The sequence below is a fragment of the Candidatus Nitrososphaera evergladensis SR1 genome, assembly GCF_000730285.1.
GTDB classification, from domain to species: domain Archaea; phylum Thermoproteota; class Nitrososphaeria; order Nitrososphaerales; family Nitrososphaeraceae; genus Nitrososphaera; species Nitrososphaera evergladensis.
On record NZ_CP007174.1, the window covers coordinates 2409635 to 2423954 of the forward strand.

The 14320-nt window shown below is 54.8% G+C and carries 16 protein-coding genes; 8 read left to right on the plus strand and 8 right to left on the minus strand.

Annotation, left to right across the window (positions count from 1 at the left end; all coding sequences use genetic code 11):
• Nucleotides 1–80: 80 nt before the first annotated feature.
• A complete protein-coding gene (locus NTE_RS13165) occupies nucleotides 81–923 on the minus strand; it encodes a HoxN/HupN/NixA family nickel/cobalt transporter (protein ID WP_158385567.1) in 843 nt (280 codons plus the stop codon).
• Between the two features lie 197 nt (nucleotides 924–1120).
• Nucleotides 1121–1567 carry a nickel-responsive transcriptional regulator NikR gene (nikR, locus tag NTE_RS13170; RefSeq protein WP_148701434.1) on the minus strand — a complete coding sequence of 149 codons (447 nt, stop codon included), beginning with the start codon at nucleotides 1565–1567 and terminating at the stop codon, nucleotides 1121–1123.
• Between the two features lie 129 nt (nucleotides 1568–1696).
• Between nikR and NTE_RS17390 the strand changes: the two genes are divergently transcribed.
• A complete protein-coding gene (locus NTE_RS17390) occupies nucleotides 1697–1828 on the plus strand; it encodes a hypothetical protein (RefSeq protein WP_264357915.1) in 132 nt (43 codons plus the stop codon).
• On the opposite strand, the gene thsA is transcribed toward NTE_RS17390, so the two are convergent.
• Nucleotides 1822–3531 carry a thermosome subunit alpha gene (gene thsA, locus NTE_RS13175; protein WP_148701435.1) on the minus strand — a complete coding sequence of 570 codons (1710 nt, stop codon included), beginning with the start codon at nucleotides 3529–3531 and terminating at the stop codon, nucleotides 1822–1824. The two genes, NTE_RS17390 and thsA, sit on opposite strands and share 7 nt — an antisense overlap.
• A 221-nt stretch (nucleotides 3532–3752) precedes the next feature.
• On the opposite strand from thsA, the gene NTE_RS13180 reads away from it, so the two are divergent.
• From NTE_RS13180 to NTE_RS13195, 4 genes are read left to right on the plus strand one after another with little or no spacing between them, the layout of a single operon-like run.
• Nucleotides 3753–4055, plus strand: coding sequence for an urease subunit gamma (locus tag NTE_RS13180; RefSeq protein WP_148701436.1), 303 nt, complete (start codon nucleotides 3753–3755; stop codon nucleotides 4053–4055).
• 11 nt (nucleotides 4056–4066) lie between these two features.
• The gene (locus NTE_RS13185; protein WP_148702178.1) at nucleotides 4067–4435 is read left to right on the plus strand and encodes an urease subunit beta; all 369 of its coding nucleotides are present in this window, start codon (nucleotides 4067–4069) and stop codon (nucleotides 4433–4435) included.
• A complete protein-coding gene (ureC, locus tag NTE_RS13190) occupies nucleotides 4432–6144 on the plus strand; it encodes an urease subunit alpha (protein ID WP_148701437.1) in 1713 nt (570 codons plus the stop codon). Before NTE_RS13185 ends, ureC begins: the two co-directional genes overlap by 4 nt.
• Before the next feature lie 54 nt (nucleotides 6145–6198).
• The gene (locus NTE_RS13195) at nucleotides 6199–6453 is read left to right on the plus strand and encodes a hypothetical protein (protein ID WP_148701438.1); all 255 of its coding nucleotides are present in this window, start codon (nucleotides 6199–6201) and stop codon (nucleotides 6451–6453) included.
• A gap of 32 nt (nucleotides 6454–6485) precedes the next feature.
• Here NTE_RS13195 and NTE_RS17185 read toward each other — a convergent pair whose 3' ends face one another.
• Nucleotides 6486–7688, minus strand: coding sequence for a DUF7475 family protein (locus NTE_RS17185; RefSeq protein WP_226987018.1), 1203 nt, complete (start codon nucleotides 7686–7688; stop codon nucleotides 6486–6488).
• Between the two features lie 214 nt (nucleotides 7689–7902).
• Here NTE_RS17185 and NTE_RS13205 point away from each other — a divergent pair, with 214 nt between their 5' ends.
• Entirely contained in the window at nucleotides 7903–9087 is a 1185-nt protein-coding gene (locus tag NTE_RS13205; RefSeq protein WP_148701439.1) for a citrate/2-methylcitrate synthase, read from the plus strand.
• Here NTE_RS13205 and NTE_RS13210 read toward each other — a convergent pair.
• The gene (locus NTE_RS13210; protein ID WP_148701440.1) at nucleotides 9084–9311 is read right to left on the minus strand and encodes a hypothetical protein; all 228 of its coding nucleotides are present in this window, start codon (nucleotides 9309–9311) and stop codon (nucleotides 9084–9086) included. The two genes, NTE_RS13205 and NTE_RS13210, sit on opposite strands and share 4 nt — an antisense overlap.
• A gap of 252 nt (nucleotides 9312–9563) precedes the next feature.
• Here NTE_RS13210 and NTE_RS13215 point away from each other — a divergent pair, with 252 nt between their 5' ends.
• Entirely contained in the window at nucleotides 9564–10646 is a 1083-nt protein-coding gene (locus tag NTE_RS13215; protein WP_148701441.1) for an LLM class flavin-dependent oxidoreductase, read from the plus strand.
• Here the strand turns inward: NTE_RS13215 and NTE_RS13220 are convergent, their stop codons facing one another.
• Nucleotides 10647–11684: an exonuclease gene (locus NTE_RS13220; protein WP_148701442.1), complete on the minus strand. Its 1038-nt coding sequence runs from the start codon at nucleotides 11682–11684 to the stop codon at nucleotides 10647–10649.
• Nucleotides 11685–11769: 85 nt separating this feature from the next.
• Here NTE_RS13220 and purN point away from each other — a divergent pair, with 85 nt between their 5' ends.
• Complete coding sequence (gene purN / locus NTE_RS13225; RefSeq protein WP_148701443.1) at nucleotides 11770–12390, plus strand: phosphoribosylglycinamide formyltransferase; 621 nt, start codon at nucleotides 11770–11772, stop codon at nucleotides 12388–12390.
• Here the strand turns inward: purN and NTE_RS13230 are convergent.
• A complete protein-coding gene (locus NTE_RS13230; RefSeq protein ID WP_226987019.1) occupies nucleotides 12385–13605 on the minus strand; it encodes an MFS transporter in 1221 nt (406 codons plus the stop codon). The two genes, purN and NTE_RS13230, sit on opposite strands and share 6 nt — an antisense overlap.
• Nucleotides 13556–14305 carry a class I SAM-dependent methyltransferase gene (locus NTE_RS13235; protein WP_226987020.1) on the minus strand — a complete coding sequence of 250 codons (750 nt, stop codon included), beginning with the start codon at nucleotides 14303–14305 and terminating at the stop codon, nucleotides 13556–13558. The genes NTE_RS13230 and NTE_RS13235 overlap by 50 nt, the downstream gene beginning before the upstream one ends.
• Nucleotides 14306–14320 lie beyond the last annotated feature (15 nt).

Consider the following 14320-nt stretch of genomic DNA (forward strand, 5'->3'; position numbering starts at 1 on the left):
CCAAGTTGTTTTTTGTTTTCTTGTGTTAAAGGAAAAAGAGAGAGTGTGTGTCTGTGTCCATTTGACAGACATACAGCGACTCAGTTGTGCGAGTGGTGCGGGTCGGTCGTCTTGTCTTCTTTTTGCATGATCAAGTCCGCGCGGCCTGCCTTTCTTCGGGCGGCAAACGAATAGCCAAACGAGCCGGCTATTATCACGCCTGCCAGCACGGGCCCGGCCAGCTCCGGGATTATCTCTGCGCCGGTGAGGTTCTCGTACGTTGCCAATGCGGCAACAGCCATCGCGGCCCCACTCAGGGCGTAGGACATGTACCTGAACCCCTTTGTGTCAAATATACGCGACAGCGCCGAGCGCAGCAGTATGCTGTCAAGCGTATCCAAGGGGATCATGCCAAGCGCAAAGAACCCTGCAAGGGTCAGGGCCACCTGTACGCCAAGCGTCGCAGACGCCACTGCCGACAGCGTGATTGCCGAAATCTGCGTTGCAGTGTCAAAGCCAAGGCCGAATACCATTCCCGTGACAAGCGACGACACGAACGGGTTGTACGAGCCGGTCCTTGCCAGCACCTTGCTTGCAAGGATCGCAGAGCCGGTCTTGCCCCATTTTTTCATGGCATAGATGTTTATAGCTCCTATGGTCCCAAGAGCCGCTGCTCCGATGATCCCTCCCCAGAAAGCCAGCACGTCGGCGCCGGCGATGCCGCCTATGACGAATATGATAAACACCATCTCGGCCAGCACGGATATCATGTGGCCTACGCTAAAGCCGGCCCCCACCCACCTTGACTTGCGCGATGCGTTGTGAAGCCTTACCATGTTGTCAATAGCGGTAATGTGATCCGCGTCAAGCGCATGGCGCAGGCCGAGCAACACCATGGTAGGGATAGAGACTGCGACGAACGTTGCAATGTCGCCTTCTACCAATTGCGGCAACATCCTCCAACCAGGCGTATTACTGTTTTACATCCTAGTAATACTGATCGCATACATTGTAATTCGGTCGCATGTATAAAAATATGCCATCATTATCTGTAAAGTGCTAAAGCTTGCTTGGAAACGGATGCGTAGAATACATACGAGCTTTCTGCCGACATCGGCTAAATGCTCGTATATACGTATATTCAGACGACTGAAACAAAATGCACTTTCAGGCTTTTTATCCCGCGGCTTTCCGACAGCTTTTTGGCAAGCTCCTTTATCCGCCTTATTTCGCCCCTCACCATCACAGTCTCTAGGCAGTTGTCGTGGTCAAGGTGCAGATGCGTCGAGGCGCTGATGATGTCGCTGTAATGGTGCTGTACGTGCGTGGACTCGGAATCGTGGTTGTACGCGTGGTTGTCGTACAGCATCATTATTGCGCCTGCGCCGTTTCGGCTGTCCTCGCCCTTGTCCCAGTCATACTGGGCTATGAACGAGTGCAGGGCGGCCTGTATGGCCTTGGACCTGTCTGAAAACCCGGCCTTCTTCATCGACCTGTCAAATTCGGACAGCAGGTCCGGCGAAAGGGACATGCTTATGCGGTCGACGGGCTCTTTTTTCCGGTGGCTGTGCGAATGGCGCTTTGGCAAGGATATGCATGGTTGATATAGTCTTGAGCAATTTTAAAGTTTAAAAAGAGTAATACTTTTTATCTAAAATTTATTACTGAGTACAGTACATCTGCAATTGCATGGCGCCCAAGCCGGTTATCGTCAAGCTTGCAAAGAAAAGAGGTAGCAGGGACGGGCGCATACAGCGATGAAAAATACGTCTTTATCAAGATGCCGGGCAGCATCGATTCTGCAAGGAAGGTTCCAAAAGAAGCTAGAAAAAATAACGTGTCTCAATAGTAGTGGTGCATCGGGCGCTGCTGCCTGCCCAGCTTGTCAAAGTGGTCGTGTGCCTGCTTGCCTCCGCGGTGCGAGTGGGTTGTGCCGTCAGAGTGGGTGTGGGTATAGTAGGCAGGCTTGGCCATCACCACGTCATCAACGCGCAAGAGCAAGTCGGCAACCTCAGCCGCCGTATTCATTACCTGCTCCTTGACTGCAAGCGGTTCTATGACGCCAAGCGCAAGCATGTCGTCCTGCACCCTGCGTGAGAAAGCGTTTACGCCGCACCAGCCTTTTCCGTCCTTGGCGCCGGCAGCGCGCAGCTGAGCCTGTGCGTCAATGACGTCCATGCCGGCGTTTGCAGCAATTGTCAGCGGGATCTCTTCGAGCGCGTCTGCAAATTTCAGGATTGCAAGCTGCTCCCTGCCCTCCACAGTCCTGGCGCTTTCCCTCACCGCCCTTGCGGCAAGGGCCTCTGCAGCGCCCCCGCCTGCAACCACTAGGGGACTTGCGACAAAGTCGCGCAAGACGTTTAGCGCGTCAAGGATGGAGCGGTGGAACTCGTCAAGCACCTTGGCAGAGCCGGCGCGCAAAAGTATCGTGACAGAGCGGGGGTTTCTGCACTCCTCCACAAAGACCATCCTGTCATCTCCTACAAACCTTTCACAGACCCTGCCTGCAAAGCCAAGGTCCGACTGCGAAATGCTGTCAAGGTCCCTCGTTATTTTTGCGCCCGTGGCTTTTTCCAGCCACCACAGGTCGTTTTCTTTTACCCTGCGTACAGACATGATGCCGGCGTGCGCAAGCATGGTCTGCGCAAGGGTGTTGATGCCCCCGCGCGATATCACTACGTTTGCGCCCGAATCGATTACGGCTTGCACCTTCTTTCGCAGCTCAAACGCCTGCTCGTCAAGGTATGCCCTGATCTGCGCTGGAATTGTGATCCCTATTTCCGCGTCGGTGCGCGTGTTCTTTTTGTCAAGGTCGTAATCGATAAGGAGGACTTTGGCGTTTTCAACGGACTTGGGCATGGCCGAGCTGTCGACCGTCTTGTCGATGACGACGCCGGCGACAAGCTGCGTGTCTTGTACGCTGCCGGGCTTTTGCTCCACCTTGACGTCGTCGATTTCCACCTTGGCGGATGCAGGGTTGCAAACTGCCATTATTGCGTCAACCACAAGTTTTGCGATTCGCTCCTTTTCCATGCAGGACGATATAGCCTTTGATTCCATGCACGTCATGGCAAGGCGCTCCATCGTCTTTCTGTCAGAATTTGTGTACTTTACCGCGTTTGACAAAAGGGCATTCGTCGCAGTGGCAAGGGCCCGGCGGTAGCCGTCAGAAATAGTCGACGGAAGGACGCCAAGCTCTAGCAGCTCCTCGGCATTTGCCACAAGAGCGCCTGCAAGGACGACCACCGAAGTCGTTCCGTCGCCCACCGCATTGTCAACCGCGTTTGAAGCCTCGATGAGCACCTTTGCGGCAGGATGCTCGACATCGATCTTGCGCAAAAGTGTCGCCCCGTCTTTTGTCAGCGTCACCTCGCCCATGATGTCAACAAATACCTTGTCCATGCCACAAGGTCCAAGCAGCCCCTTGACCATCTCCGAGATGAGCCTAGCGGCAAGCATGTTGTACCTGCGCGCTTCGCCTCCGCTTGTCCTTTTTACCCCTTCTCCAAACAGCCGCTGTTGCTGCTGGTTTTTTGTCTGCGCGGCCATCATAGAATGTACATCATGCTCCTGCAGCAGTCACTTGATCCGACGACAACGATGGCAAAACCAAGTGGTGGCATGTCTCTCTGGTGTTTGTCTGACGCTTCTTTGTATTTATGCAGTTCTCGCCGGTCTGTATAATACGAAACCGTGCGCGCAAACGCGCAAGTAGTTTACGCATAAAACGACACCAATCATAAATACATGTTCTATAGTAATTTGTAATTGAAATGATGTTTGCTCCACGAGAGATAGACAAGCTGTACATTTTCATGGCGGCAGAGGTGGCGCGAAAAAGGCGTGCAAGGGGACTAAAGCTGAACTACCCGGAGACAGTGGCGCTCATTTCCGACCACATTGTAGAAGGGGCGCGCGACGGCAGGTCGGTGCCAGAGCTGATGAGATCGGGCAGGCAGGTGCTTTCAAGGCAGGATGTGCTCCCCGGCGTTCCAGAGCTTGTCAAGCAGGTGCAGGTGGAGGCGACGTTTGACGACGGCACGAAACTAGTGACCGTGCACAACCCCATAGTGTGAGTGATCTCTTTCTGATGCCGGGAGAATATTTCATCATTTCAGACAAGCTGGTGATGGCAAACCCCGGCAGGAGAACAACCAGGGTCAGCGTGAGCAACACAGGCAGCAGGCCGGTGCAGGTTGGCTCGCACACGCACTTTTTCGAGGTAAACAAGGCGCTCTCGTTCCCGCGGGAAAAGGCGTACGGGTTTCACCTGAACATCCCGGCAGGGACGTCGCTGCGCTTTGAGCCCGGCGATACGCGAGAAGTCGAGCTTGTAGAGTACGGGGGCAGGAAAATAGTGCATGGCTTTTCCGGCCTTGTTAACGGCAAACTGTCGGCGGCAAAAAAGAAAGAGGCATTGGCAAAAGCAAGGGCAAGGGGGTTTGCGGGCGCCTGACGCTTGAAATCCCGCGCAGGCAGTACGTCGACCTGTACGGTCCTACCAAAGGCGACAAGGTGAGGCTTGCGGACACTGACCTGATAATAGAGGTTGAAAGGGACCTGCTTTTTCCCGGCGACGAGCTGATGTTTGGCGGCGGAAAAAGCGTCCGCGACGGGGCTGGCCAGGCAAGCGGGATAACAAGCAGGCAGGCGCTCGACCTTGTCATAACAAACGCGATAGTGATGGACCCGGTGCTTGGAATCGTAAAGGCAGACATCGGGATAAAGAACGGCAAGATAGCTGGAATTGGCAAGGCTGGCAACCCGGACGTCATGGACAACGTCGACATGATAGTTTCCTCGGCTACTGAAGTAATCGCCGGCGAGCATACGATATGCACGCCCGGCACGATTGACACGCACATTCACTTTATCTCACCCCAGCAGGCAACAGAGGCAATATGCGCCGGCACGACTACGATGATAGGCGGAGGCACGGGCCCCGCAGACGGCACAAACGCGACAACGTGCACGCCGGGGCCATGGAATATCCACAGGATGCTTGAAGCACTCGACGAGCTCCCGCTGAACTTTGGGCTCCTTGGCAAGGGAAACGACTCGCGCGAGCCGGCGCTCATCGAGCAGATAGCGGCTGGCGCCTGCGGGCTGAAACTTCACGAAGATTGGGGCTCTACGCCGGCAGCAATTGACGCCGCGCTCCAAGTCGCAGACAGGACAGACACGCAGGTGGCAATCCACACCGACACGCTCAACGAGTGCGGCTTTGTGGACGACACGATTGAAGCAATAGCTGGGCGCACCATCCACACGTACCACACGGAGGGAGCCGGCGGAGGCCATGCGCCGGACATTTTAAAAATTGCCGGCGAGAACAACATACTGCCGTCGTCGACAAACCCGACAAGGCCATTTACCGCAAACACGCTTGAAGAGCACCTTGACATGATGATGGTGTGCCACCACCTGAACCCCTCGATACCAGAGGATGTTGCGTTTGCTGAATCCCGAATACGCGCCGAGACCATAGCGGCAGAAGATGTCCTGCACGACATTGGCGCGCTTTCCATGTATTCGTCAGACAGCCAGGCGATGGGCAGGGTGGGAGAGGTCACGTCAAGGGCGTGGCAGACTGCAGACAAGATGAAAAAGATGGCCGGCAGGCTGAAAGGCGAAAAGGGAAACAACGACAACCTGCGCGCAAAGAGATACCTGGCAAAGCTCACGATAAACCCGGCGATAGCCCACGGCATCTCTTCCTACGTCGGCTCGCTTGAAAATGGCAAGATAGCAGACATTGTCATCTGGACGCCGCAGTTCTTTGGGGTAAAGCCAAAGATGGTGGTAAAGGGAGGGTTTATCGCGTATTCGCTCATGGGCGACCCAAGCGCGTCGATACCGACTCCAGAGCCTGTCTATTACAGGCCGATGTTTGGGTCGATGGGCGCGGCAAAATATTCCACGTCGTTTACGTTCACGTCAAAGCTGGCAATCAGAAACGGCGTCCGCAAAAAACTTGGACTGAAGAAAAAGCTGTTGCCCGTGAAAAACTGCCGCAAAATCGGCAAGCGCGACATGCTGTACAACGACCTTGCGCCAAAGATAGACGTCGACCCAGAGACGTACGAGGTAAGGGTGGACGGCAAGGTGGCGGCAAGCGAGCCGGCAAAGAGCCTTTCAATGTCAAGACTCTACAACCTCTTTTAGAGTTCGGCAGCCGAATGTGAATATTTATATACTTAGTAAGTAGATAAAAGAGCCATGACTCCTGTAAGGAATCAAAAAGACGTCGAAAAAGCAGCAAGCCGCGCCATCGAGGCCCTCTACGGGCCAGAGGTCAAGGACCTGAAGATAAGGGTGCTATTGCCGTTCCCAAACGAGCATAAACAGGAGGGCTGGGACGCAAATGTTACTTTCCTGCTGAAGGGGATGCAGTACACGGTCGACCTCCTGATAAACCAGGACGATGGCCAGATAACAAACGCAAGGCTCATCGACACGATGATGCCCATCTAAACTTTTTTGGCAACGATAGATTGTGAAATAGTCTAGGATCGGTTTGCCTCTACGCCGATGTTAAACGTGCCAAGGTAGCCCGGCCCATTGTCTTTTGTAAGGTTGAGCATCAGGTGGGAGCCCGTGTTGCTTTGCAGCATGCCGTCAGTTGACGGTCCGGTGTAGATAAAGTCCTGATTGTTTTTGAGGGGGCGGGGACCGTGGTCGCTGTACGGGGCCTGCGCTTCTATCTTGTCTGAAACAGAGTCGTCAAGGTAAAACTGCGACGTCCACTCGAACGTCTTTGCAGAACCCTCAAAGGTGCGGACCTTGACGTGGATGTGCAGAGCCCTGCCCTCGTACCAGCCGGGGTAGACGGTGGTGAACCGGACCGTGCCGTTACCGTCAGTCAGCTGGTATCCCCGGAGGAACTTTTTCCCTTCAGTGCCAATGCTTGCAATGTCAGAGTAAAGCCCTTGGGAGTTTGTCTGCCAAATGTCTACCTGCGCGTTGCGGAGAGGGATGCAGGAGCCATTGTCAACGTCATAGACATTAAGCAAAAGTCGCAGCGGGACGCCGTCTTGGACCGAGCCGTCGGACGGGTCCGGCCGGATGTCAGAGCGTTCCAGCTTTTCATCGACAAAGTACGGGCCTTCTATCTGCTGCGGCGTGTCTTCGACTTCAATCAGCGACGGAGTCAGGGTGCATTTTTGTACAGCAGCGACAGGTTGGGAGGCGCTGCCGGGCTGACTTGTCGGCCCCATTGGGCGACCCATCGACATTGGTACAAACGATCCTGCCAGTATTATTGCCGCAACGACCCCGACAAGAGCCAAGAGCTGATTGTTGTTTTTCTTCTCTGCAGGCGCAGCCCTGTAGTCAACGACCTGTTTGCGGATTTCATAAACCAGAATTGCAGCCAAGAGCCCGACAAAGGCCGCCTGAGAGACTTCGATGGCTATGGCTATCGGGTTGACGGGGCCTCCTCTTCCTGTAATCGGGTTGCCCGGCATCCTGGTTATGGCCCATAACGCAATAAGCACCAGCGTCCCTGCAATGCCTGTGTAATACCACGGCCTGCCCCACCTTCTCACCACAGGTATTATCCAGAACACCTGCGCGATTCCCCCTACGACGAACAGGATGCCGCCTGCAGCGTTGAACTCCAGGCTGCCAGGACCAAGGGTAAGGTGCAACACGCCAGCTATGGCGGTGGCAGCGGCTGCCACATAGTACAACGCGCTAGAGTAGGCCATGTTAGTTACCGGATATTTCAGAATGCGCTACGGCGGTATATTAAAGCCACATACGCACGCACAAAAATATCTGCCGTTCAAAGGCTATTGCTAGATACTATAGCTAATCTTGACGATTATTGAAATAAAAATAAAAACTAGCGACAAGTCCAAGCGTGAAAACCAAGGGGAACCATAATGCTTAATATAGAAAAGTTGCGAGAGCTCACTCGTATTGGATGCACGAAACATCGGCCTGCGCAACATCGAGGTCGCCGATACCAAGATATGCTCAATTGACGGCGAGAACGGGAAGCTGATTTACCGCGGATTTGACATACTTGACCTTGTAAACCATTCCACCTTTGAAGAAACGTCTTACCTCCTGCTTTTTGGCGAGCTCCCAAGCCCGGAGCAGCTGACAGACTTTGGCCGCAGGCTGCGCGAGGCGCGCGGCATACCCGAGCCGATGATAAAGAGCATGAAAAACCGTCCCAAGAGGGCGCAACCGATGGACGTGCTCCAGTCGTGCGTTGCCGAGCTTGCAGACTATGACCTCAACATCGATGATTTCTCAAAGGAGGCGCACACGAGGCGCGCCATTACGCTCATTGCAAAGATCCCCTCAATCGTTGCGGCATGGAACCGCGTACGGACCGGCCAGCACGTGGTCGACCCGATGGAAGAGGGCTCTCACGCAGCCAATTTCCTCTACATGCTGAGAGGCGTCGAGCCGTCGGCTGAGGAGGCCAAGGTGATGGACATCTGCTTCATACTGCACGCCGAGCACAGCTTTAACGCATCCACTTTTGCGGCACGCGAGATATCGTCTACGAGGGCCAGCATGTACGCGGCAATAAGCGGCGCGGTGGGCGCGCTGTCCGGCGAACTGCACGGCGGCGCAAACGTGCAGGTCATGAAGATGCTTTTAGAGATAGGCGACCCGGCAAACGTGGAAAAATGGGTTGCAAGCCGCCTGTCGTCGGGAGGCAGAATAATGGGCATGGGCCACGCAGTGTACCGCACCACGGATCCCCGCGCCGACATCCTCTCAAGGCTCTCAAAGGCGATTTCAAAGGAAAAGAACAACAAGTGGTTCGAGATAACCGAGCGTGCCGAAAAGGCGACAAAGAAATGGATGCTTGAAAACAAAGGACAGGCAATCTATCCAAACGTGGACCTCTACAGCGCCTCAATATACTACAGCATGGGAATCCCGATGGACCTCAACACACCGATATTTGCAATATCCAGGATATCAGGCTGGGCGTCGCACGTCATCGAGGAAAAGTTTGCAGAGGCGGCACCCAAGCCGGCGCTCTACCGGCCAAAGGCAGTGTACATCGGCCGGTACTGCGGCCCTATGGGCTGCGAGTACGTCCCGCTTTCAGAGCGCAAACAACAGCAGCAGGTCGCCTAGTTGCCGGCAACAGACCTTGCCTTCATCCACTCTCTTGCCCTGCGCTCTGCCATGTGCTTTTTCAGGATGATAAGCGCCATCTCGTAGAACGTGACGCCGTTTCTGCGCGACTGCATGTCTATCCATTTCAGGCCTTCTGCAAGCTCGGGATCTCCCTCGGCGCTGACTACGAGGTCGTCAACAATCTTCATAAAGTTCTCGTCGTCGGCTTCGCTTGCAATCATGTCAGTAATGTCAGGTAGCCGGATAGCGTTTTGATGCCGCAGTTCAAGCAGTATTGACACACTGCACATATTATTTTGACACAAGCAGAAAAGCGAATAATCGAGCAAATGTTTGCAGAATACCGAAAATCATGCTCGATTTTGAAAATTTCGCATTGCGCCTTCAAATACTTAAATAAGCCCCCGGTTTGATTTGTATGTCAAATGGTTTCTGGGAATGAGGCGAGGGGCCCCGATGGAGGCTCTTGCTAATTGAGAATAAAGTTTGGTTTTACGCAGGGTCTCAACGTTGCAAGGCTTGGCCTTGACGAGACCCAGATCCTCACAGCAGCGCAGATGGCAGACAGGCTGGACTATGACTCGGTGTGGGCGATGGACCACTCTAACGTGCCGCAGTGGAAGAACGCAGTGGTAAACGACGCCTGGCTCATGCTTGCAGCGATAGGCGCGGTGACAAGAAACGTCGAGCTTGGGACGTGCGTCACCGACGCAATACGCAGGCACCCGTCCGCAATAGCGCTGTCGACGATTACGCTTGACAGGATAACAAACGGCAGGGGCGTGCTTGGCATCGGCGCCGGCGAGGCCCAGAACGTCGTCGACTTTGGAATCGAGTTTTCCAAGCCGGTCACGAAATTCAGGGAGCAGCTTGAAGTCATTGAAAAGCTCTTCGAGTCAGACCCGGACAACCGCGTCAACTACGAGGGCCAGTACTACAAGCTCGTAAACGCCTGCCTGCAGGCTGCAAGCGTCAGAAAGCCAAGGCCGCCCGTGTACATTGCCGCAGGCGCGCCAAAGACGCTTGAGCTGTGCGCCACGTACGGCGACGGATGGATCCCGATCGGCTACACGCCAGAATTGTTCAAGGCGCACGCCAGCATCATCAAGGATCACGCAAAGAGGCTCGGCCGCGACCTTTCAGGCTTCCAGTTTGCAAACGACGTCGACATTTACTTCTCCGAAGACGGCGAGGAGGCATGGAACAAGATGAAAAATGCAGTAAAGGTCAGCCTCTACAAGCCGGAGCTGCTAAAAGTGCACAACATCCCCCAGTCGTCCGAGTTTGACTTTCGCAAGTATTTCACAGAATACACGATGGACAAGCCGGAACTGATGGAGGCGATGAAAAAGGCAGCATTGCAGATCCCAGACAGCGTCGCCCGCACCGCCATAGGCGTCGGTTCACCCGATGACGTGATAGAGATGCTGGAGCGCTTTATCAAGGCAGGCACGAACCACTTTATCATCAGGTTCTGGGGAGACGGCTACTTTAAGAACATCGAGATGTTTGGCAAGAAGGTCATCCCCTACTTCCGCGACCAGGCACGCAAGTAGCTACGAAAAAGAGTCGAGCGATACCGTCGCTCCTCTCTTGCTCTTCTTTTCATCATCATCGTTGTTTTCTACAGGTTCTGCGTCAAAGCCCATCTTTTTCAAAGACGTGGCAAACTCTTCTGCAAAGCCGTGAAAAGTATAGACCTTGTCAGGGGCGCACGCCTTGACGGCTTGTACAAGCTCCGAGTAGTCGCAGTGGTCGCTCATTGGAAACGCATAGTCAAGGCCCATCCTGTAGCGGTAGCCCGCGTCAAGGGCCCATCCGGAAAAGCCGACCGTGACTGCGCCGTACTTGCGCTTCATTTCCTGTACGAACGCGCTTCTCCCTGACATCAAAGGGGCAACCATTATCCACGGCTTGCTCTTTGAGAGGAGGCCGCGCTCTTCTGCCTCGGTGTGCGAGATCGCGTTTTTCAGGTCGACGCCAAGGTCCAGGTACACAGAGTTCATCTTGGCAACTGAATCATGGACGTACACTGGGTCCCAGTGGCCAAACAGCTTGGTCAGCAATTGCGCCTTGCCAAGTGCGTACCCCATCAGGATGACAGGTATCCCCATGTCATACATTTCAGATATGACCTTGTTGGTCCTGTGCGTGACTTCTTCGACTGCGGGAAACTTGTAGCCGGGCCGGCCAAAAGTGGACTCGATTATCAGCGTGCTTGCGTGAGGCATCTTCGCCGGCTTCATGAACGCCCGCTCGCGAATCGAAAGGTCGCCGGTGTAATAGACGTCCTTGTCGTTTATCAAAAGTCCGCGTGAGCCAAGTATGTGGCCCGTGTCGACAAGCGTAAAGCCGTCGTGTTCTTCTTCGCCTTCGATGCTGTAGCCCCTTGCCCCTGCAAGAAGCGACGTTTCTTTTGAGACAATGAGGCGGGATTTGCTTTTCTTGCCCTTTCTGTGCATGTGGTCGATGTGGGCGTGGGAGACAAACGCATAGTCGCAGTCCGATGCGCGCGACGGGTCAAGCGCAATTGTGGTGCCATCCTTCTGGCGCACAGTTATTCCCGACTTGCCGTGAAATATCGAAGAAGGCATCCCGAGCTGTCATGCCTAGATTGAATTGCTATTTTAACATTTATCTAGAGACGTTTAAGAATGGGCCGCGCCGACGCATATTTGCTTGACGACTAACCTCGGCATACTCATCTCCGGCAGGGGAAGCAATATGGACGCCATTCTGGCAGCGATAAAGGCGGGGAGGATACCAAGCGCCAGGCCGCGAATCGTAATTTCAAACAAGCCCGATGCAGCAGGGTTAAAGACTGCATCGGAAAAGTACGGCGTACCTACAAAGGTCATACCATCAGAAGGACTGAAGGGATGGGACTATGACAAAAAACTGGTCGCCGCCCTTGAGGAAGCGGGCGTCACGCCGGAGAACGGCCTTGTGTGCCTTGCAGGGTTTATGCGCATAATCAGCCCCGAGTTTGTCAGGCATTTCAAGATGCGGATACTGAACATCCACCCCGCGCTCCTGCCGTCTTTTCCCGGCCTGCACGCGCAGAGGCAGGCAGTAGACTATGGAGTAAAAGTATCAGGGTGCACGGTGCATTTCGTGGACGAAGGCGTCGACTCGGGCCCTGTCATACTGCAGAGGACGGTGCCGGTGATGGAAGGCGACACCGAAGAGACGCTGAGCGCAAGGATACTGGAGCAGGAGCACCAGGCATACCAGGAGGCTGTCAGGCTGTTTGCAGAAGGGCGCCTGAAGGTGGAAGGCCGCAAGGTACGCGTGCTATGAGCTATTGTTGTTTTTCCTGATGGTTACCATTATTGCGCCTGCCAAGGCTGCACCTATCACCGAAAACGCAAGGTAAGGGCTTGCAGGACCAAACGCGTCTGACGACAGGCCGACCCCCACGGGCCCCACGGTCCACCCTGCGCCAAAGAGCGCCTCGTAGATTCCAAGCTTGGTCCCCATCTTTTCCACCGGCGCGTTCTTGGTCACGAAATTGAACGTGACAGGATAGAATATGCTGGTTGCGACGCCGGCAAGCACGAGCGCTATTGCAAACGACCACACCGACGCAAAGGCAAACGAGATAGCCATGCTGGCGGCCATCACCGCAACGGCTGCGGCAAGCGCGGCCCTGCCCCTGCCTGCCATGAGCCGTACAAACGGCAGGGTCGCAAACCGGGCCATCCCAAACACGAAAAACAAGAGCTCGATATTCTGGTCGGTGATGGACGCGGCCTTCATGTACGCAGGGTATATCGCTATCAGGACGCCAAACGTGACGGCGTAATAGAGCACGACGGCGCTTACCGTAGGCATCGATGCCACTTCGTGCTTCAAGTCGCCAAGCCGGAGAAGCCTGTGCCTTTCGACCTGTACGGGCCGGCCGTGCCTAAGCAAGAAAAACGAGGGGACAAGCGCAAGCGATATCGCCAGCGCCGATAGCTCAAACAGGACGCGGTAATCGAAATGCTCCAGGACCACCTTTCCAATCAGAGGTCCGGTCATAAAGCCTCCCACCCATGCTGCCGTAAAGAGCGCTATCCACTTGACGCGCTTGTCGGAAGGCGCGGTAGTGGATATTATCGCCTCGGCCGACGGCCAGAAAAACGCGTGGGCAATCCCGGAGAGGCCCCGGAACGCAGTCGCGCCAGCCACAGATGTGACCTCTGACAGCATGAATATCGCAAAGGCGTTTAGCGAAACGCCCAGAATGAGCAGGTATGCCTTGTTGGTCCTGTCAAGCAGCATCCCGCCAAAGAGCGGCACCACCATGTATGGCAAATAGTTGGCAAGGCCGATGACTCCCACCTCGGAAAAGTTGGCGCCAAGCTCCTCCTTGGCAAACACCGGCACTATCGGCGAGTGCATCCCGTACGCAATGCCCACGATTGCGGCGCAGGCTGCGACAAAGAGGATTGGCTTCATTTGGGCGATCACCGCCGCGTTATTATTTGTAGGCGGCCACCATGATGGCGCCGTCCAGCATTCCCTTGTCAAAAACCACCTTTGAAAATTTCTCGGCAAGCATCGCTTCAAGCTCTGAATTTTTTGGCCACCGCAGAAACGTGCCGTACAGCGTCGTAAATTTCAGCCCTGGCTTGCCGGCGGCCATGTACGCAAAAATCCCAAGGAAGTGCTTCAGGTAGGTGGCGACCATCCAGCGCTTGAATGCGCCGTCCGGCTTGCCAAGGTCGACGATTATGAGCCGGCCTCCCGGCACAAGGACGCGGTGCATCTCGGCTATTGCCTTTCTCAGGTCGATTGCGTCCCGGAGCGAATAGCCGCACAGGACCGCGTCAAAAGTGTCGTCCTGAAACGGCATGTGCTCAAATATGCCCGATGAAAGCGACGGCCTGTACGCGCCTGCAAAAAACGTGCGCGTGTTTGCAAGCATCTCTGGCAGCGGGTCGTACATCACAATCCTTGCGTTTCCGCCTGCTTCTGCAAGAGCGACCCTTGACATGTTGCCAAAGCCCGAGCCGGCGTCAAGCACGAGGTTTTCTGGCATAACCCTCCCCTTTATCGCATGGTGGCGGTATTCCTCGTCCTTGCCAAGCGAAATCACGCGGTTGACCTTGTTGTACACCGGGACTATGGAGCGTAGCACTTCAATGACTTCAGGCCAGTACTGGCTCCCAAGCCCTGACAAATTGCAGCAGAGATGCGGGATGTTATTATTGTATATAGCGGAAGGCAATTTAGCCAGGAGCAA

Coding starts and splice junctions, on each gene's coding strand:
- NTE_RS13195 (WP_148701438.1), top strand. CDS start 6,199: ATGACTCCTGTAAGGAATCAAAAAGACGTCGAAAAAGCAGCAAGCCGC.
- thsA (WP_148701435.1), bottom strand. CDS start 3,531: ATGATGGCCGCGCAGACAAAAAACCAGCAGCAACAGCGGCTGTTTGGA.
- NTE_RS13180 (WP_148701436.1), top strand. CDS start 3,753: ATGATGTTTGCTCCACGAGAGATAGACAAGCTGTACATTTTCATGGCG.
- NTE_RS13210 (WP_148701440.1), bottom strand. CDS start 9,311: ATGATTGCAAGCGAAGCCGACGACGAGAACTTTATGAAGATTGTTGAC.
- NTE_RS13220 (WP_148701442.1), bottom strand. CDS start 11,684: ATGCCTTCTTCGATATTTCACGGCAAGTCGGGAATAACTGTGCGCCAG.
- NTE_RS17185 (WP_226987018.1), bottom strand. CDS start 7,688: ATGGCCTACTCTAGCGCGTTGTACTATGTGGCAGCCGCTGCCACCGCC.